The sequence below is a fragment of the Frankia sp. Hr75.2 genome (genome assembly GCF_949319125.1).
In the GTDB taxonomy this organism is placed as follows: Bacteria; Actinomycetota; Actinomycetes; order Frankiales; family Frankiaceae; genus Parafrankia; species Parafrankia soli.
The window spans coordinates 1-18,195 of the sequence record NZ_CASGGV010000221.1 but is presented as its reverse complement, the minus strand read 5'-3'; the positions used below and the strand labels follow the sequence as shown (position 1 = coordinate 18,195).

Below are 18,195 nucleotides of genomic sequence, written 5' to 3'. Positions count from 1 at the left end.
TCGGTCGACCGCCTGCGACCGTTCGGAAGGTGCTTGCTGTCCGCCCGGAGAGCGTCTACATTATCGTCAACTTTCCAGACATGATCGTCGATTTTTTTTCAGGATCATGTCAGTTTTGGTGCAACGGGCTCGTCGGCAGGCCGGCGAGGGGCACCGGCCCGACGACCGCGCGCAGCGGCGGCAGACCGGGACCCCGTGAACAGGTGAGTGGTGATGGAGATGCCGAAGGTGAGCGGGTGCCGGCGGGCGCCGACCGAAGCCCGCCCGCACACCCTGGCCCGAGGCGGATGCGGGCGTGGGGTTCGACTACGTCGCCGGACCTGGCACTCGCAGTGCACCAACCCGATGGCCCTGGAGGAGTACCGATGACAGCAGTTCCCCAGCCGAAGCCGGCGGCGGAACCGGTCTGGAGCTCCGGCGCCGACAGTCAGCTCAGGACACAGCGCTGGGACGACGACCTGCCGCGCTCACGCCGCGGGGCCGAGACAAGGGCCCGACTGGTGGAGGCCGCGAAGACCGTCTTTGAGGAGAAGGGCTTCCACGACGCGCGGGTCTCCGACATCGGCGAGCGTGCCGGCCTGACCCACAGCGCCTTCTACCACTACTTCGACTCGAAGGAGGACATCCTCCGGGAGGTGGTCACCGCCATAGATCATGCTCTCAATTCGGGGATGGACGTCATCCTTGATCCTTCTTCCACCGCCACACCGCGGGAGCGCCTCACGAAGGCGATCCGGATCCGTTTCGAGGCACACCGCAAAGAAGCGCGGATCATGAACGTCATCGAGCAGGTGGCGCGGTACAACGAGCCGATCAGCGCCCTCTGGACCGAGCTCTACCAGCGGCACTGCGAGGAGATGGCCGCCTCGATCACGCAGCTCCAGCGGCGCGGCCTGGCGGACGCGACCCTGGACCCGGTCATCGCGACCGACGCACTCGCCACGATGACACTGCGGTTCGCCGAACAGTCACTCATGCAGGACGGCTCCAGATACGACTTCGATGTCGCCGTCGACCAGATCACCAAGATCTTCATCAATGCGCTGCAACTTCGTGACCCCAAGAAGCGCCGCCGGCGCGACGACAGCGGCTAGTACGCCCTGTCCCGGCGCGACCGGCGTCCCGGCTGATCAGCGGACTCCAACCAACGACACCAGCGGGGGACCGTTCCCGCGATCCGATGTCGACACCGCACGCGACTCGGTGTCGAGACCAGATCACCCGCTCTCCCGCACCACCAGACGGCACCCGCCTCGCGTCCCCGGGCGGATACGGACCACAACCCACCCGCGACGTCACGCCCGCACAGGTATCTCCTCGGGCGGCGTCGCCGAGAACCTGACGTGGCGGTCTGACCAGGCGTGAGCGCTGCTCCCGGTGGCGGACAGAACGTCGTCCAGCTCCTGTTGTGAAGAGTGTGGGAGAGGCGGGGCGCGGGATGCGGACTCCACCGTCACGCCTACCACCCACCACCACTTACCGGCGTACTTCCGCTACACCAGGGCGTACTTCTGCCTGCGGGCGAGAGGAGATCACCGTGACCGCGGTGACCGATGTCAGGTCCGAGTCCAGGATGCTTGTGGACGGCGAGCTCGTCGAAGCCGACTCGGGCAAGCGATTCGACAACATCAACCCCGCGACCGAACAGTTATTAGGGCAGGTGGCGGACGCCTCCACGGCGGAGATGCGGCGGGCGATCGCGGCCGCCCGCCGCGCGTTCGACACCACCGACTGGTCGACGAACCATGCCTTCCGCAAGCGTTGCCTCGAACAGCTGCAGGACGCGCTGGAAAGCGAGCGGGAGGAGCTGCGCGAGGAGCTCATCCTCGAAGTCGGCTGCCCACGGATGGTGACCGGCGGTCCACAGCTTGATGATCCTTTGGAGAGCGCGCTTCGTTACCCGGCGAAGCTGATCGACGAGTTCCCCTGGGAGTCGGATCTCCCGGACGGCATGGCGATGGGCGTGCTCAACCGGCGGCGGGTCCGGAAGGAGCCGGCCGGTGTGGTCGGCGCCATCGTGCCGTGGAACTTCCCCTTCGAGGTGGCGCTCAACAAGCTCGGCCAGATCCTCGCCACCGGGAACACGGTGGTGCTCAAGCCCGCTCCGGACACCCCTTGGAACGCCACCCGCATCGGTCGGCTGGTGGCCGAGCGTACGGACATCCCGCCCGGCGTGGTCAATGTCGTCACCTCCTCGGACCACCTGGTGGGGGAGGAGCTGACGCTCTCTCCGCAGGTCGACCTCATCTCCTTCACCGGATCGACCACCGTCGGGCAGCGCATCATGGCGAAGGGCGCCGCGACGATGAAGCGGGTGTTCCTCGAGCTCGGCGGCAAGTCCGCGACGATCGTCCTCGACGACGCGGATCTCCCGAGCGCGCTCATGGCCGGCCTGGGGGTGTGTTACCACGCCGGTCAGGGCTGCGCCGTCCAGACCCGGATGCTGTTGCCGCGGTCGCGCTACGCCGAGGGCGTCGAGGTGCTGAAGGCCGCCTTCGCGGCAGTGCCCTACGGCGATCCGCAGCGCCCGGACGTGATGATGGGCCCGCTGATCTCGGCCAAGCAGCGGGCTCGCGTGCTCGGCTACATCGAGAAGGGGGTGGCGGAGGGCGCCACGCTCGCGCTCGGTGGCGGTCGGCCCGAGCACCTGCCCACCGGCTGGTACGTCGAGCCCACCTTGTTCACCGATGTGGACAACTCGATGACGATCGCCCGGGAAGAGATCTTCGGGCCGGTTCTCGTGGTGATCCCGTTCGACGATGACGACGATGCCGTCCGGATCGCCAACGAGAGTGTGTACGGACTCAGCGGCGGTGTCTTCTCCGGATCCCTGGAACGGTCACTCGCTGTGGCCCGCCGGGTGCGCACCGGGGGAATGTGCGTCAACGGCGGCACGCCCTACGGCGCCGACCTGCCCTTCGGGGGCTACAAGCACAGCGGGATCGGCCGGCAGAACGGCACGCTGGGATTCGAGCAGTACCTGGAGACCAAGTCCCTCGCCTGGCCGAAGGCCTAGTCGCGGCCCGCGGATCCCGCAGGTGCCGGTGCTGCTGGTGGAGTCATGACGCCGGCACCACCGGCACCCACCGGCGGCGACGGTAACCGCCGCACTCTCCTTTCCCGCTTCGGTACGCGACCTGCGGCCCACCGGCACGCTCGGCAGGGCCGGAACCGCACGGTCCGCCGCCGGCGGCGTGCCCGGACGGACACCGTGACGACGACCCCCGCGGATGACGTCGAGGCGCGAGGCATTCATGAAAGCCGTACGTCCCAGTGAAGGGGTAACCGTGTCACTCGCCAGCCATTTAGGTGACGTCTACTATGACCCTTACGACTTCCAGATCGACGCCGACCCCTACCCGGTGTGGCGGCGGATGCGCGACGAGGCGCCGCTCTACTACAACGAGAAGCACGACTTCTACGCGCTGAGCCGCTTCGAGGACGTCGAGCGCGCCCTGAGTGAATGGGGTACCTTCCTGTCCGGGCGGGGCACCCTCCTGGAGATCATCAAGGCGAACGTCCCCATACCACCCGGGAACATCCTCTTCGAGGATCCTCCCGTGCACCACGCCCACCGCGGTGTCATGGCCCGTGTGTTCACGCCGAAGAAGATGAACGCCCTCGAGTCGAAGGTCCGTGAATTCTGCGGGCGTTCCCTCGACCCGTTTGTCGGCACCGCTGGCTTCGATTTCATCGGAGACCTCGGTACGCACATGGCGATGCGCACGATCGGCTATCTCCTGGGTATTCCGGAGGAGGACCAGGAGGCGATCAGAAGCCTCTTCGACGACAATCTTCGTATCGAGGACCCGGATAACCCGAGGCCACCGGACATCGGCATCGACGGCGCGTTCGTCGACTACATCGAATGGCGGGCGGAACATCCTTCGGACGATCTCATGACGGAACTCATGAATGCGGAGTTCGAGGACGAGACCGGGACCGTCCGCACGCTGACCCGCGATGAGGTGATCGCCTACATCAACCTGCTGGCCGGTGCCGGGAACGAGACGACGGCACGGCTCGTCGGTTGGGTCGGGAAGCTCCTCGGTGAACACGCGGACCAGCGCCGCGAACTCGCCGCGGATCGATCGCTGATTCCCAACGCGGTGGAGGAGGTGCTGCGGTACGAAGCGCCCTCCCCGGTACAGGCACGGTACATCGAGCGCGAGGTGGAACTGCACGGCCGGACGATACCCGCGGGCAGTGTCGTTCTTCTTCTGAACGGCTCCGCCAACCGGGACGAGCGCCGTTTCCCCGATCCTGACCGTTTCGACATTCACCGCTCCGTGGGTCGCCATCTCGGCTTCGGCTACGGCATCCACCACTGCCTCGGTGCCGCACTGGCCCGCCTCGAGGGCCGGGTGGCGCTGGACGAGGTGCTCCAGCGCTTTCCCGACTGGGAGGTCGACTGGGACAACGCGGTCCAGGCTCGCACCTCGACCGTGCGGGGCTGGGAGAAGATGCCCGTCCGCATCGGCTGACCGACCGTTTCGGCGTCAGAGTCCTCGTACCGTTTCGCCGCCGCAGCAGGGGAGAGGGAAAAATGCAGCAGTCGGACATGATCCTGATCAGCATTGACGATCATTCGATCGAGCCCCCGGACATGTACAAGCGGCATGTTCCGGCGAAGTGGCTGGACCAGGCGCCGAAGGTCGTGCGCGGTTCGGAAGGCGCGGATCTCTGGGTGTTCCAGGGCCAGGCGACCGCGACGCCGTTCGGCATGGCGGCGACCGTCGGCTGGCCCCGGGAGGAGTGGGGATTCCATCCCGGCTCGATGTCCGAGATGCGGCCGGGCTGCTTCGACGTCCACGAGCGCGTCCGTGACATGAACGTGAACGGCGTGCTGGCCTCGATGTGCTTCCCGACGATGGCCGGCTTCAACGCCCGGACCTTCAGTGAGGCCGCCGACAAGCAGATTTCCTACATCATGCTCCAGGCGTACAACGACTGGCACATCGACGAGTGGTGCGCCACCTACCCCGGCCGGTTCATCCCGCTGGGAATCGTCCCCATGTGGGACGTCGACCTGGCGGTCGCGGAGGTCCGGAGAATCGCTCGGAAGGGGTGCCGCGCGATCAGTTTCCTGGAGGCGCCGCACGGGCAGGGCTGGCCGAGCTTCCTGTCGGGCTACTGGGATCCGATGCTGAAGGCGATCGTCGACGAGGACATGGTGCTCTGCCTGCACATCGGCGGCGCCTGGGACATCGTGCAGCTGGCTCCCGAGGCGCCCGTGGACCATTCGATCGTGATACCGTCGCAGCTGACGATGCTCACCGCGCAGGACCTGCTGTTCGGTCCCACGCTGCGCCGCTTCCCGAAGCTGCGGGTCGCTCTCTCCGAGGGTGGCATCGGCTGGATCCCGTTCTATCTCGACCGTATCGACCGGCATTTCCAGAACCAGACGTGGATCGACGGTGACTTCGGCGGGAAGCTTCCCTCCGAGGTCTTCCGCGAGCATTTCCTGGCCTGTTTCATCACCGACCCCGCCGGCCTCAAGATGCGGCACGACATCGGCGTCGACGTGATCGCCTGGGAGTGCGACTACCCGCACACCGACACGACCTGGCCGGAGTCGCCGGAGTTCGTGTGGAACGAGCTGCAGGCCGCCGGCGTCCCGGATGCCGAGATCCATCAGATCACCTGGGAGAACAGCGCCCGCTTCTTCAACTGGGACCCGTTCAGCCACGTCCCGAAGGAGCAGGCGACGGTGGGGGCGCTGCGCGCGCAGGCGGCCGACGTGGACGTGACGCGGATGTCGCGGGCGGAATGGCGCCGGCGCAACGAGGCCGCCGGAGTGGGCCGGGTGGAGGCCGACGGGCTCCAGGACGTGAGCGCGGTTCGATGACCGGTGTCATGGAGGGCGTCCGCGTCCTCGAGGTCGCCGAGCACACCTTCGTGCCGGCGGCCTCGGCCCTGCTGGCCGACTGGGGCGCGGAGGTCATCAAGATCGAGCACGTCGAGCGCGGCGACGCCATGCGCGGGCTCGCCTCGGCCGGGGTGGCCGCAGTGCCGGCGGACGTCCACGTGCTGCTGGAGCACTCCAACCGCGGGAAGCGCAGCCTGGGCCTCGACCTCACGTCCGACGAGGGCCGCGACCTGCTCTACCGGCTGGCCGCGACGTCCGACGTGTTCCTCACCAACAAGCTGCCGAAGGTGCGGGCGAAGCTGAGGATCGACGTCGAGTCGATCCGCGAGCACAACCCGCGCATCATCTACGTGCGCGGCACCGGCCAGGGCGAGCGGGGCCCCGACGCCGACCGGGGGTCCTACGACTCGCTCGCGTTCTGGGCTCGCGCCGGGATCGCGTCGGGTCTGACCCGTCCGGAGTACGGCCATGTGCCGAGCCCGCCGGCCCCGGGCTTCGGGGACTCGATCGGCGCGATGACGATCGCCGGCGGCATCATGGGCGCTCTGTTCCACCGGGAGCGGACCGGTGTCGCCAGCATCGTGGACGTGTCCCTGCTCGGCACCGGCCTGTGGGCCATGGGCCAGGCGCTCGGGCTCTCGCTGGTGCTGAACATGCCGTGGGAGCCGCTGCCACTGAACGCGATGGCCAACCCGCTCGTCGGCAACTACCTCACCAAGGACGGGCGCTGGCTGGCGTTCTCCTGCCTGCAGGCGGGCCGGTACTGGCCGCCGATGTGCGAGGTGATCGGGCGCCCGGAGCTGGCGGTCGACCCCCGGTTCGCCGACCACACGGCGCTGCGGGACAACAGCACCGAGGCGATCGCCCTGCTGCGCGGGGCCTTCGCGGAGCGCACGCTCGAGGAGTGGCGGTCGCGGCTGGCCGACTTCGTCGGCCAGTGGGCGGTCGTGCAGGACACGCAGGAGGTCGCGGTCGACCCCCAGTCCATCGCGAACGGCTACATCCAGGACCTCGAGACGGCGGCCGGCGTGCAGTTCCAGCTGGCCGCCGCGCCGGTGCAGTTCGACGAGCGGCCGCCGGCCACCCGCCGGGCGCCGCAGTTCAACGAGCACGGTGACGAGATCCTCGCGGAGCTCGGGCTCGACTGGGACACGGTCGTGGACCTCAAGGTCCGCGGCGTCGTCGCGTAGCGACCACCCGGGCCGTCCGCACACCAACCATCCGACTCGACAGGTAGGAGAAAGTGACATGACCTTGTTCGATGCCTTCCGGTACGACGGGAAACGGGTCCTCGTCGTCGGCGGGGCGACCGGCATGGGTGCGGCCGCCGCCGAGTTGGCGCAGAGCGCCGGCGCCGAGGTCGTGGTCATGGACTACGCCGAGGTCACGCTGCCCGGCGCCAAGGCCATCCACGTCAATCTCGCGGACGCGGCGTCGATCGACGCGGCCGTCGAGCAGTGCGGCGGGCCGGTGCACGCGCTGTTCTCCGCCGCCGGTGTCGCCGACGGCACGCCCGGCATCGAGCGGATCAACTTCATCGGCCACCGGTATCTGATCGACCGACTGCTGGCCGGGGGCCTGCTGCCCCATGGTTCGGCCATCGGCTTCATCTCGTCGGCGGCCGGCCTCGGTTGGGAGGGCAACCTCCCGCTGCTCAAGGAGTTCCTCGACATCACCGACTTCGACGCGGCGACGCTGTGGGTCCAGGAGCACGGCAAGGCCGACTACACGTGGAGCAAGCAGGCGATCTGCGCCTACGTGGCTCGCGAGTCGTTCACGCTGCAGAAGCAGGGCATCCGCGTCAACGCCATCTGCCCCGGCCCCACCGACACGCCCCTGGCCCAGGCCAACAAGGAGATGTGGCTCGGCTTCGGCGCCGACTACCGGGCCGAGCTCGGCATCGAGGCGGCGACGCCGCTCGAGCAGGCCTACCCGCTGCTGTTCCTCTGCAGCGACGCCGCCGCGGCCGTCAGCGGCATCACCGTCATCACCGACGCGGGCTACTGCAGCTCCGGCATCACCGGAAGCTACCCGGCCGCGACGGCGAACGTGAACTACTTCTTCGGCCGGTAGACCCGGTCCGGCCGGCCGGTCCCACCGGTCCGGCATCCGGCCGATCCGGCCCCGCCGGTGCCGTCAGCGACCTGGAGGAAAACCCGACATGCTGTTGGAACTGAGCTCCGACCAGGAGATCTTTCGGGATACCACCGCGAGATTCCTGACCAGTCGGGTGCCGATCAGCGAGGTCCGGAATCTCCGGAACCACCCCGCCGGCTTCGATCCCGACTACTGGCGCGAGGGCGCCGAGCTCGGGTGGACGTCGCTGCTGGTCAGCGAGGAACACGGCGGAGGCTCGGTCAGCGGCGGGGGGCTGGTGGACCTCACCACGATCGCCCATGAGTTCGGCGTGCACGCCGCGCCGGGACCGCTGGTCCCGACCAACGTGGTCGCCGGGACGCTGAGCACCTTCGGTGGCGAGGCGCACCGTCCCGTCCTCGAGTCGCTGCTGGCCGGCACATCGGTCGCGGCGTGGTGCTTCGGCCCGGCCGTCGACACCGACGGCCGCGGCCCCGCGGGCCCGCGCTGCCGGATCGCCGACGGCGAGGTCGTCCTCGACGGCGTCCAGCGTCCCGTCGAGGCGGCGGGCCAGGCGCACCACATCCTGGTCACGGCCCGGGCCGAGGGTGGGCTCACGCAGATCCTCGTCCCGACCGACACCGCCGGGGTGTCGATCGAGCCGATGCGCACCGCGGACCTGACCCGCCGTTTCGCGGCGGTGACGTTCGACGGCGTCCGGCTCCCGGTCGAGGCCCTCGTGGGAGAGCCGGGCGACGCCGACGAGCTCCTCGAGTACCAGCTCCAGCTCGCCGTGGTGATAGGCAACGCCGAGGCGGTGGGCGCCCTGCAGACCGCCTTCGACATGACCCTGCAGTGGGCGTTCGACCGCTACTCGTTCGGGCGCCCGCTGGCCTCCTACCAGGAGCTCAAGCACCGCTTCGCCGACCAGAAGACGTGGCTGGAAGCCTGCCACGCCGTCAACGACGCCGCCGCGGCGGCGGTCGACGACCGGTCGGCCGACGCGAAGGAGCTGGTCAGCGCCGCCAAGGCGTTCATCGGTGACTACGGCTCCGAGCTGGTCCAGGACTGCGTGCAGATCCACGGTGGGATCGGCGTGACCTTCGAGCACGACCTGCACCTCTACCTGCGCCGCGTCACCGTGAACCGGGCCCTGTACGGCACGCCGGCCGACCATCGCCAACGCATCAGCACCGTGCTCGAGAACCGGAAGGAGCGGGTATGACCGACGCCATCGAGGACGTCGACAGTTTCCGGCTGCGTGCCCGCACCTGGATCCGCGCGAACCTCCGCCCACTGGAGCCGCACGAGACACTCGCGCCCACCCTCGCGCTACCGGTCCAGACCGAGCAGGAGGAACACGCCGCGCTCGCCCGGGAGCGTGAGCTCCAGCGCATGATCTTCGACGCCGGCCTCGCCGGGATCGGCTTCCCCCGGGAGTACGGCGGGCAGGGCCTGACGACGGACCACCAGCGCGCGTTCAACGCCGAGATCGTGGGTTACGAATACCCGGCGCGGCTGCAGGCGCCGACGTTCTCACCCTGCGGTGCCGTGCTGCTGGACTTCGGCACCGAGGAGCAGAAGCGCCGGCACATCCCCGCCATCCTCAAAGGCGAGGAGATCTGGATGCAGCTGCTGTCCGAGCCCAGCGGCGGGTCGGACGTCGCGGCCGCCCTCACCAGCGCCGTCCGCGACGGCGACGACTGGATCCTGAACGGCTCGAAGGTCTGGACGACCGGCGCCTCGACCGCCGACTGGGGTCTGTGTCTGGCCCGGACGAACTGGGACGTCCCGAAGCACCGCGGCCTGACCGTGTTCATCCTGCCGATCCACCAGCCGGGCATCGAGGTGCACCGCATCGAGATGCTGAACGGCTCGACCGAGTTCTGCCAGGAGTTCCTGACCGACGTCCGGGTCCCCGACAGCGACCGCATCGGTGACGTCGACGGCGGCTGGACGGTGGGCACCCGCTGGATGTTCCACGAGCGGATGCTCTTCAACTCGCCGTTCGTCAGCATCCCGGTGGGAACCTCGCCCGGCGAGGTCGGTGCCGCCTCCATCGTCAACGTCGCCCGGGACACCGGACGATTCGACGATCGCTGCGTCCGGGACCTCCTCGGCGAGGCCCACATGCTCGAGCTCGTCGGCCAGACACTCCGGCGCCGGATCGGCCGCGGTGTCGCCGCGGGCCGGATATCCGAACAGTCCGCCGCGATCACCCGCCTGTTCGCGGGTGTCTCCTCCGCGCGGAAGGCCACCATCGCGTTCGAGATCGCGGGCCCCGCGGGGGCGGCCTGGACGGCGGACGACGGCGCGGCCGCGAACTGCGGCGATGACTTCCTGATGCGGCAGACGTCCTGCATCGGCGGCGGCACCACGGAGATGGCCCGTAACGTGATCAGTGAGCGGGTGCTCGGCATGCCCCGCGAGCGCACACCCGACCGTGACCGACCCTTCCGAGACGTACCACGTAGCGCATCGAACCGCGCCTGACCGGAATCCCGGCCGGAGCGGTTCGCCAAGCGCTCCACGCCTATGGGACTCCAAATTCGGGTTCGGCACCTCGGCTGACGGAACCGCCACGCCGCCTACAAGTAATTCCGCACGGGCCCAGTAGGTTCGACGCCTCTGCCGCGACGCGCCCGGAAGCACGCGCCACGTGCATGGATTCTACTGGGGTGCGATTCCCCCAGGTCACCCGACCAGGTCTGGCGGTCACGTCGCCGAAAAGAACGCGAAGTCCTCCAGGAGATGCTGGTGGCGGGCACGCACCATGCCCTCCATCTCCGGATGTGTGATGATGTATGTACGGTTACCACGGATGCCCCGCACGACAATCGGCCCCACGGCCTCGTCCGACATCATGCTCAGCAGCAGGTCCGACGGCAGCTCACGACCCGCCATCGGATCGGGCGCCGGTCCACCGAACCGCTCCGGGCGGTTCCGGGCAGACGTCGAGACCAAGTTGGTTGCCACCGCTCCGGGACAGAGCACCGACACCCCGATATCTTCGGACGCGAGCTCGTATCGCAGCATCTCGCCGTACCCGAGAACAGCGTGCTTCAACGTGGTGTACACGCCGGTGTCCGTGCCGCCCGTCTGCTCCGCGGGTAACGCCAGCAGGCCGGCCATTGACGATGTAAGCACGATGTGCGATTCGTCGTCGTGTCCACGTAGAAGCGGTAGAAACGCCTGGACTACGCGCACGGCTGCCATGAGGTGGAACTCGACGAACCACGCCCACAGTTGCTCGCTGGCCGTGGTGAGTGGAGCGTTGGTGTGGACGCCGACCGTGTTCACGAGCACATGCACGCCGCCCAGATCGCGTGCTGCGCCGGCCGCGAGTTCCGCTAACGAGTCGCGATCGGTCGCGTCCACGCGTGAAGCGTACGCGTCGCCACCGCGCCGCACGATCTCGTCGCGTACTGCTCCCGCGCTGCCGGAGTCGATGTCAGCAACGACGACTCGCATTCCCTCACCGGCGAGACCTAAAGCAATCCCGCGACCGATTCCGCTCCCACCGCCGACAACCACTGCGCCGCGCCCATCTAGCTTGTCCATAGCTGCCCGCCTCTTGTGTCACGCCGGCCCGGGAGGCCACACATTCATGCGGCGCCCCGGCGGCATTTTATCCAGTGTTCTGGGTAGGCCCCTCTTCTGCAGGCCCGCAGCCCCAGTCTTGCGTTCGTGCCTTTCATGGGTGTTGCGCCCGTAAGGCCGACGAAAACGTACATCCGTCCCGGCTGGATCGTGCGCGAAGTGCCTTCCTCGACTATCACAAGCCCTTGGCGAGTGAGAGGAATTTATGCGCACTGGCGGCAAGGTCGAGCGTCGACCGTTACGGCAGGCGAACAGGCATGCCTCGTCTCGCCGAACCCCCGCCTTGGTCATTGCTGCCCCGCCGCGGGGATGATCTCTCGAGGACCGCTGGCGCGATGATGTAGCCCCACCTCCACCCTGTTGTCGATCTTGGCTCTGGCGTGGCCAGCCAGACGGACATGCCCGGCTCCGCGGACGGTCCGGTGACCAAACCCACCTCTTGCGGATCTCGGACAGTTTGTATACAACCATGCCTGAGAGGTGTATACAACAGTTGGCAAGGGGGCGGGTGGGGTCGCAGGCACGCAGGTCCGTTCATCCGAAGGTCGGTCGCCCAGGAGGTACATCGGGATGATGACCCAAGCTCAAGGTGAGGCGGTCTATGAGCAGCCGCCGTGAGCTCGGCATCAACCGGTCGGTACCGCGCCGGACGCACCGGTGCGGCGGTCTCGCCAGGGCCGAGCGCCCGCACGGCCGGCGTCCGCGTCACCCGTCGGGGCCGAGATCCACGGATCAGCCGGTCGTGGATCGAGGGTCCCGTATCGGCAACTCCCAAGGGGTCGAGTGATCCCACCTGTGGGCGGCTTGCCCCGGTCCCGGGGCTCCCTCTACGGCCTCGACTACGAGGCCGACTGACTCGACGTAAGCCGGCGTGGCGAACGTGAGGTGTGTATGACGAAGCAGAAGCTCATCATCGAGGTCCGGATCAACGAGGGAACGACTAGGGACATCAGTCCACACGTTCCCTACAGCCCTGAGGAGATCGCTAGCCAGGCAGTCGAGTGCTGGCAGCAGGGCGCGTCACTCGTGCACTACCACGCCCGGGATCCCGAGACGGGTGCGCAGTCTGCTGATGTGGATCTGTACGCGGACGTGGTGCGGCGGATCAAGCAGGAGAGTGATCTCATCACGTTTCCGACGCTGGGCGCGAGCATGTTGCCGACCGCTGAGGAACGTGTGGGGCACATCGTCGAGATGGCGAAGGATCCGGCGACCAGGCCCGACTGCGTCCCAGTCGACATGCTGACCACCAACCTGGACCGGTACGACTCGCAGCGCAGAGCGTTCATCAGCAACGATCGAGTCTATTTGAACACGACGAAGATGCTCACGCATGTCTGCGAGACCGTGAGCGCTGTCGGGGTGCAGCCGGTATCCATGATATGGAACATCGCTGGGGTTCGGCTCACCGAGGCGTTCCTCGAGATGGGACTGTACAAGGAGCCGCTGTTCTGTGAGCTGACGCTGTTCGCGGACCCGTTCGTCAGTTATGGACATCCGGCAACGATCAGGGGGCTGCACGCGCTCCTCGACTTCTTTCCGGCTCAGGCGAACTGGCCCTGGTTCCTAAGTGTGATCGGCGGCAATGCGTTTCCGGCGCTCGCAGGCGCGATCGAATCCGGCGGCCACGTCGCCATCGGCGTCGCCGACCATTCATACCAGGAACTCGGCATGCCCACGAACGCCGAGCTCGTCACGCGTGTCGTCGAGATGGCTCGAAGCATGGGCCGGGAGGTCGCCACACCGGCCGAGGCCCGTGAGATGCTCGGACTGCCCGGATACGAGAGTTAGTCCTCGGCATTGTCGTCAAGTTTCGTGCACGGCGCGGCCGGGTACCGCGCGAGCCGTATCCGCTCCGAGCCCCGGCGTCAGCAGAGTCCGCTTGGCGAACGGGTGTGCGTGTTCTGACATCGTCAGTTAAAGGAGGTCGGTATCCATGGGTGTAGAAACTACGCCGGCGCAGAGACTCTCGACAGTCGGCAGTATCAGATTCGAGAAGGTGACGGGGAACATCGGTGCGATCGTCCACGGTGTCGACGTCCACGTTGCCCACGGCGACGAGGTGGCGTCGGTGCTGCTGCGATCGTTGCATGAACACGGCGTGCTGTTCTTCCATTCGGACACGGCGATCAGCAGCGAGCAGTTCTCGGGGTTTTCCTCGGTCTTTGGTGAGCCATATGTCTATCCCTATGGGAAAGGGCCTGGCCAATTCGTAACCGAGGAGGGCGCCGACGCGGTGCGACTCCGGACGAGCTACTGGCACACGGACGGGAGTCCCCAGGAGAAGCCCCCCCAAGCCGCACTCTTATGCTCGGTGGAGGTCCCGGCCTTCGGTGGTGACACCATGTGGGCAAGCATGACCGCGGCATTCGATGCCTTATCGTCCCGATACCAGCGGCTGTTCGACGGCATGGAGGCTGTGCACAGCACCGCTGCGGTGGCGCGGTACCACGACGCCTTCGGTCAGGGGGAAAGTCACGTGCATCCTGTCGTGATCACCGATCCGGTGACTCGGCGGAAGGCTCTCTACGTCAACTCGGTTTATACGGAGCGGCTCGTCGGGATGAGTGAGCGGGAGAACGAGACGCTCCTGCGGATGCTGTACGAACACGTCAATACGCCGGAGTTCCACGTCCGTCTGCGTTGGCAGCCGAACATGATCGCAGTGTGGGAAGAGCGGGTTACGCAACATCGTGCGGTCGCCGACTACGCGGAACGTCGGGTCCTGCGCCGTATCACCATCACTGGCGACCGTCCGAAGGCCTGACTGCGTTCAGAGCGCTTAGCCAGCGTCTGCGACGCCGACCCGTTTCGCGTGCCAGCCAGCCAGCGGTGCTGCCTGTGAGCCCGCCGAGGTATGGGAATTAGGTTTTGTTCATGATGGGTCAGGAAGAACGACGGGCCGTTCATGGCCGCGTACTTGAGTCGTTGTGTGCTGGTGACGAGGTTGCCGGTCCCGATGCACCGGTCTACGGAGGTGAGTAATGGGCATGCTTGACGGGAAGGTGGCGGTGATAACCGGCGCTGGATCGGGGATAGCGAAGGCTTCTACAAAGCTCTTCGTTCAGGAGGGTGCCAAGGTGGTGGCCGTCGATATAAGTGGTGCGGAGAAGGACACTGCGGCCGAAGTCGGCGAAAATGTCCTTCCCTTCCACTGCGACGTCTCCGACGAGACGGGCGTTGCTGCGATGTTCGAGGCCACTATCAAGGAGTTCGGACGCGTCGATGCCGTGCTGAACGTGGCCGGTACCCACGGTACCCGGCCACCTGAGGTCGTCGCCGTCGCCGAGTTCGAGAAGATGACCAAGGTGAATCTGCGTGGCGTGCTCATTATGACCGAACATGCGATTCCAGCGATGCTCCGCTCAGGCGGCGGCAGCATCGTCAACTTCTCCTCGATCTCGGCGGTCAACGTCCAGAGCCGGACGTCAATCATGTATGCTGCCGCGAAAGCCGGCACCCATGCCCTCACCAAGGCGGTGGCCGTCGAGTACGGTCCCATGGGCATCCGGGCAAACGTCATCGCACCTGGATTTACGCTCACCGATATCATGAAAGGGCCGCCTGAGTTGCTGCGCGAGATGAGTTCGAAGGCTGCACTCAAACGGGGCGGTCAACCGCGGGAGCTGGCCGAGGTAGCGGCTTTTCTGGCCTCGGACCGCGCCTCCTTCGTGACCGGAGTCGTCATTCCAGTCGATGGCGGCTGGTCGGCGCGACTGGCCTAGCGAACCGAGAGGAGGACTCCGTCTTCCTCTCGGTTCGAGGGTTCGGGTTTCCGGACGCTTCGGCGGAACGACCTGCTGTCAGCCGGTGGATGACAGACAAGAAGGCATGAAGGAGGTCGTACCTGAATCCGGCACGGCCTCCTGCCGCGTCTTCCGCGTCTTCGGTGTCGCCCGACAGCGCTTCGCCGGAAGGACTTGTATACGCCGGCGGGTCGATGATTGTATACGTGAATGATCGAGGGTGGAGCACCCGATGGTGGGGCGATCGCCACACGGATGCTGCGGTGCGGTCATGCCCGATGTCGCGGCTCGTCACCCCGACAGGCATGCACGAGGCTCCCGCCTCTCAGCCGCTTCGCGTGTCGCCGTCTGGCGGTGGTGCACCGGTCGCAGGAGGAGGAACATGACGACGGATCGAACGGCGGGCATCTCGGGACAGGTGCGGCGCCGGTTATACGAGCTGATGACGCTCATGAAGGCGGCCGACGACCGGCTGAGCAAGGGGATCGCGTCGGGCGAGCTGCAGTGCGTGTACTGGCCTCCTCGTGGGCAGGAGGCGATTGCCGCGGCGATGGGGGTGTGTCTTCGGCCGGACGATCAGTTGGTCACGACCTATCGGGGGTTGCATGACCTGATCGGCAAGGGTGTGCCGTTGGTGGAGATCTACGGAGAGATGCTGGGCCGGCAGGTGGGATCGGGCCGGGGTAAGGGCGGGACGATGCACATCGCCCGCCCCGACTCAGGCGTCATGTTGTCGACGGGGATTGTGGGATCCGGGCCGCCGGTCGCGGTGGGGATGGCCATGGCGGCGCGGCGCAAGGGCCTGGATCGGGTGACGGCCGTGAGTTTCGGTGACGGGGCGACGAACACCGGCTCGTTTCACGAGGCGGCGAACATGGCGGCGCTGTGGGATCTGCCGTTGGTGCTGGTGTGCCAGAACAACCAGTACGGCGAGATGACGCCAACTGAGCACACGATGAAGATCGCCCAGGTCGCGGACCGGGCGGGCGGGTACGGGATGCCGGGTGTCCGCGTCGACGGCAACGACCCTCTCGCCGTCCTTGCCGTGTTGACGCAGGCCGTGGAGCGGGCGAGGAGCGGAGGGGGCCCGACGCTGGTGGAGTGCGTGACGTTCCGGTTCCGTGGTCACTACTTCGGGGATCCCATGGCGTACATCCCAGCTGAACGGATGGCCGCCGCTGTCGAGGCTGATCCGATCCCGCGGTTCCGGTCGCGCCTGCTGGAGACGGGGGTCTGCGATGAGAACGAGCTCGACGAGATCGAGGCGGCCGCCGTCGCGGCGGTCGAGGAGGCGTTGACCGCGGTCCTGGCGGCGCCGGTCGCGGCACTCGACGAGCTGGATCGTGACGTGTACGCCGACCCGCGGAACTGCCCCGCCTAGACCCATATCCCGCTGGCGTCACGGTAAGAGCGGCTCCGGGCAATGCCGGCCTCGTGATGACTGTTCGCCTTCTCGATCATTGGACCTGCATAGAGGTGGACGTGGACGAGCAACGGATGACGATGCGCGAGGCGTTGAACCTCGCTTTGGACCAGGCGTTGGCGCGTGATGAGCGTGTCTTCCTGCTGGGGGAGGATATTGCCGATCCCGGCTCCAGCGGGCCGACCAAGGGGCTGTCGACCAAATACGGCGCGGATCGGGTGCTGGACACGCCGATTTCCGAAGCGGCGATCGTGGGTGCCGCGATCGGTGCCGCGATGGAGGGGTTCCGCCCGGTCGCCGAAATCATGATCATGGATTTTATTGGTATCGCCGCCGATCAGATCGTCAATCATGCGGCGAAGCTGCGGTTCATGACCGGGGGGCGGACGACCGCGCCGATCACGGTCCGGACACAGGTCTATGGCGGGTTGGGGACCGGGGCGACGCACTCGCAGTCGTTGGAGGCGTGGTTCATGCATGTTCCGGGGTTGAAGGTGATCGTGCCTTCGACGCCGCGGGACGCCAAGGGTCTTCTCGCGTCGGCGATTTTTGATGATGACCCGTGCGTCTTCCTGGAGACGATTCGTCTGCAGGGCCAGCGCGGGTTGGTGCCGGTGGATCCGGGATTCTCGATTCCGCTGGGTCAGGCGGACGTGAAGCGGCCGGGTACTGATGTCACGTTGATCGGCTATGGCCGGGGGGTGGTCGAGTCGCTCGGCGCGGCAGCCGTGCTCGAGGCGGAGGGGGTCAGCGCCGAGGTGCTTGATCTGCGCACCCTGGTTCCGCTCGATGTGCCGGCGATGGTTGATTCGGTGCGTCGAACGAGGCGTGCTGTGGTGGTGCATGACGCGGTGCGGTTCGCCGGGCCCGGGGCGGAGATCGCCGCGATTCTGCAGCGCGAGCTCTTCGGTGTTCTTGAGGCGCCGGTGGAGCGGGTGGGTGCCCGGTTCGTGCCGAATCCGGCCCCGCCGGCACTGGAATCGCAGATATACCCGAACACCGAACGTATTGTCGCGGCGGTCCAGCAGACGCTGCGGTCGGAAACGATCAGGGACGGTGCCTGTGGCTGACTTCGCGATCCGTATTCCGCGTGTATCGGTCGCGATCTCGGAGGCGGAGCTGCTCGAGCTTCTCGTGGATGAGGGAGCGAGCGTCTCTGAGGGCGACCCGTTGTTCATCATCGCGACGGACAAGGCCGAAACCGAGGTCGAAGCCGGCGCGTCCGGCACGGTGCACTGGACCGGCGCCATCGAGACGGTCTATGAGATCGGTGCCGAGATCGGGACGATCCAGGCGTCGGGCTGACATCGTATGGAAGCCCGTGTGGCAGGAGGTTGATGTTGATGGCTCTCACCGACGACCGCCGCCCGGTCGCCACTCGCGATGTTCCGTTCGCGATGCGTGACCGTTTACATGTGCCTCGTGAGCGTTATTACGACCGGGGGTTCTACGAGCTGGAGAAGGAGTATCTGTGGCCGAGG

15 protein-coding genes and 1 pseudogene are annotated in these 18,195 nt (G+C 67.0%); 15 read left to right on the top strand and 1 reads right to left on the bottom strand.

Annotated elements, in window-relative coordinates:
• The first annotated feature begins 365 nt into the window (after nt 1-365).
• The 8 genes from AC559T_RS15470 (at nt 366) to AC559T_RS15435 (ending at nt 10,438) form a co-directional block, all read left to right on the top strand.
• Entirely contained in the window at nt 366-1,094 is a 729-nt protein-coding gene (locus AC559T_RS15470) for a TetR/AcrR family transcriptional regulator (RefSeq protein WP_112105727.1), read from the top strand.
• Nucleotides 1,095-1,573: 479 nt separating this feature from the next.
• Complete coding sequence (locus AC559T_RS15465; RefSeq protein WP_498869227.1) at nt 1,574-3,016, top strand: aldehyde dehydrogenase family protein; 1,443 nt, start codon at nt 1,574-1,576, stop codon at nt 3,014-3,016.
• 238 nt (nt 3,017-3,254) lie between these two features.
• Nucleotides 3,255-4,484: a cytochrome P450 gene (locus AC559T_RS15460; RefSeq protein WP_165938620.1), complete on the top strand. Its 1,230-nt coding sequence runs from the start codon at nt 3,255-3,257 to the stop codon at nt 4,482-4,484.
• A 62-nt stretch (nt 4,485-4,546) separates the two neighbouring features.
• A complete protein-coding gene (locus AC559T_RS15455) occupies nt 4,547-5,848 on the top strand; it encodes an amidohydrolase family protein (RefSeq protein ID WP_498869187.1) in 1,302 nt (433 codons plus the stop codon).
• On the top strand, nt 5,845-7,059 hold the full coding sequence (locus tag AC559T_RS15450) for a CaiB/BaiF CoA transferase family protein (protein WP_498869186.1): 1,215 nt from the start codon (nt 5,845-5,847) through the stop codon (nt 7,057-7,059). Before AC559T_RS15455 ends, AC559T_RS15450 begins: the two co-directional genes overlap by 4 nt.
• A 58-nt stretch (nt 7,060-7,117) precedes the next feature.
• The gene (locus AC559T_RS15445; RefSeq protein WP_498869185.1) at nt 7,118-7,942 is read left to right on the top strand and encodes an SDR family oxidoreductase; all 825 of its coding nucleotides are present in this window, start codon (nt 7,118-7,120) and stop codon (nt 7,940-7,942) included.
• 88 nt (nt 7,943-8,030) lie between these two features.
• On the top strand, nt 8,031-9,170 hold the full coding sequence (locus tag AC559T_RS15440) for an acyl-CoA dehydrogenase family protein (RefSeq protein WP_498869184.1): 1,140 nt from the start codon (nt 8,031-8,033) through the stop codon (nt 9,168-9,170).
• Nucleotides 9,167-10,438, top strand: a complete 1,272-nt coding sequence (locus AC559T_RS15435; RefSeq protein WP_498869183.1) for an acyl-CoA dehydrogenase family protein — start codon at nt 9,167-9,169, stop codon at nt 10,436-10,438. Before AC559T_RS15440 ends, AC559T_RS15435 begins: the two co-directional genes overlap by 4 nt.
• 222 nt (nt 10,439-10,660) lie before the next feature.
• Here AC559T_RS15435 and AC559T_RS15430 read toward each other — a convergent pair whose 3' ends face one another.
• A complete protein-coding gene (locus tag AC559T_RS15430; RefSeq protein ID WP_498869182.1) occupies nt 10,661-11,506 on the bottom strand; it encodes an SDR family NAD(P)-dependent oxidoreductase in 846 nt (281 codons plus the stop codon).
• Nucleotides 11,507-12,436: 930 nt separating this feature from the next.
• Between AC559T_RS15430 and AC559T_RS15425 the strand changes: the two genes are divergently transcribed.
• From AC559T_RS15425 to AC559T_RS15395, 7 genes and pseudogenes are all read left to right on the top strand, one after another.
• The gene (locus AC559T_RS15425) at nt 12,437-13,336 is read left to right on the top strand and encodes a beta-keto acid cleavage family enzyme (protein ID WP_112105826.1); all 900 of its coding nucleotides are present in this window, start codon (nt 12,437-12,439) and stop codon (nt 13,334-13,336) included.
• 145 nt (nt 13,337-13,481) lie between these two features.
• The gene (locus tag AC559T_RS15420; RefSeq protein WP_112105821.1) at nt 13,482-14,312 is read left to right on the top strand and encodes a TauD/TfdA dioxygenase family protein; all 831 of its coding nucleotides are present in this window, start codon (nt 13,482-13,484) and stop codon (nt 14,310-14,312) included.
• 217 nt (nt 14,313-14,529) lie between these two features.
• On the top strand, nt 14,530-15,270 hold the full coding sequence (locus tag AC559T_RS15415; protein WP_498869181.1) for an SDR family NAD(P)-dependent oxidoreductase: 741 nt from the start codon (nt 14,530-14,532) through the stop codon (nt 15,268-15,270).
• A 403-nt stretch (nt 15,271-15,673) separates the two neighbouring features.
• Nucleotides 15,674-16,672, top strand: a complete 999-nt coding sequence (locus tag AC559T_RS15410; protein ID WP_498869180.1) for a thiamine pyrophosphate-dependent dehydrogenase E1 component subunit alpha — start codon at nt 15,674-15,676, stop codon at nt 16,670-16,672.
• 116 nt (nt 16,673-16,788) lie between these two features.
• Nucleotides 16,789-17,784, top strand: coding sequence for an alpha-ketoacid dehydrogenase subunit beta (locus AC559T_RS15405; protein WP_498869226.1), 996 nt, complete (start codon nt 16,789-16,791; stop codon nt 17,782-17,784).
• Entirely contained in the window at nt 17,777-18,019 is a 243-nt protein-coding gene (locus tag AC559T_RS15400; protein ID WP_498869179.1) for a lipoyl domain-containing protein, read from the top strand. The genes AC559T_RS15405 and AC559T_RS15400 overlap by 8 nt, the downstream gene beginning before the upstream one ends.
• A 38-nt stretch (nt 18,020-18,057) precedes the next feature.
• Nucleotides 18,058-18,195, top strand: a pseudogene (locus AC559T_RS15395) (aromatic ring-hydroxylating dioxygenase subunit alpha); the annotation flags it as partial.

Excerpts from the sequence above, each read along its gene's own strand:
- AC559T_RS15470 (WP_112105727.1), top strand. The coding sequence starts at position 366 with ATGACAGCAGTTCCCCAGCCGAAGCCGGCGGCGGAACCGGTCTGGAGC.
- AC559T_RS15465 (WP_498869227.1), top strand. The coding sequence starts at position 1,574 with ATGCTTGTGGACGGCGAGCTCGTCGAAGCCGACTCGGGCAAGCGATTC.
- AC559T_RS15460 (WP_165938620.1), top strand. The coding sequence starts at position 3,255 with ATGAAAGCCGTACGTCCCAGTGAAGGGGTAACCGTGTCACTCGCCAGC.
- AC559T_RS15455 (WP_498869187.1), top strand. The coding sequence starts at position 4,547 with ATGCAGCAGTCGGACATGATCCTGATCAGCATTGACGATCATTCGATC.
- AC559T_RS15450 (WP_498869186.1), top strand. The coding sequence starts at position 5,845 with ATGACCGGTGTCATGGAGGGCGTCCGCGTCCTCGAGGTCGCCGAGCAC.
- AC559T_RS15445 (WP_498869185.1), top strand. The coding sequence starts at position 7,118 with ATGACCTTGTTCGATGCCTTCCGGTACGACGGGAAACGGGTCCTCGTC.
- AC559T_RS15440 (WP_498869184.1), top strand. The coding sequence starts at position 8,031 with ATGCTGTTGGAACTGAGCTCCGACCAGGAGATCTTTCGGGATACCACC.
- AC559T_RS15435 (WP_498869183.1), top strand. The coding sequence starts at position 9,167 with ATGACCGACGCCATCGAGGACGTCGACAGTTTCCGGCTGCGTGCCCGC.
- AC559T_RS15430 (WP_498869182.1), bottom strand. The coding sequence starts at position 11,506 with ATGGACAAGCTAGATGGGCGCGGCGCAGTGGTTGTCGGCGGTGGGAGC.
- AC559T_RS15425 (WP_112105826.1), top strand. The coding sequence starts at position 12,437 with ATGACGAAGCAGAAGCTCATCATCGAGGTCCGGATCAACGAGGGAACG.
- AC559T_RS15420 (WP_112105821.1), top strand. The coding sequence starts at position 13,482 with ATGGGTGTAGAAACTACGCCGGCGCAGAGACTCTCGACAGTCGGCAGT.
- AC559T_RS15415 (WP_498869181.1), top strand. The coding sequence starts at position 14,530 with ATGGGCATGCTTGACGGGAAGGTGGCGGTGATAACCGGCGCTGGATCG.
- AC559T_RS15410 (WP_498869180.1), top strand. The coding sequence starts at position 15,674 with ATGACGACGGATCGAACGGCGGGCATCTCGGGACAGGTGCGGCGCCGG.
- AC559T_RS15405 (WP_498869226.1), top strand. The coding sequence starts at position 16,789 with ATGACGATGCGCGAGGCGTTGAACCTCGCTTTGGACCAGGCGTTGGCG.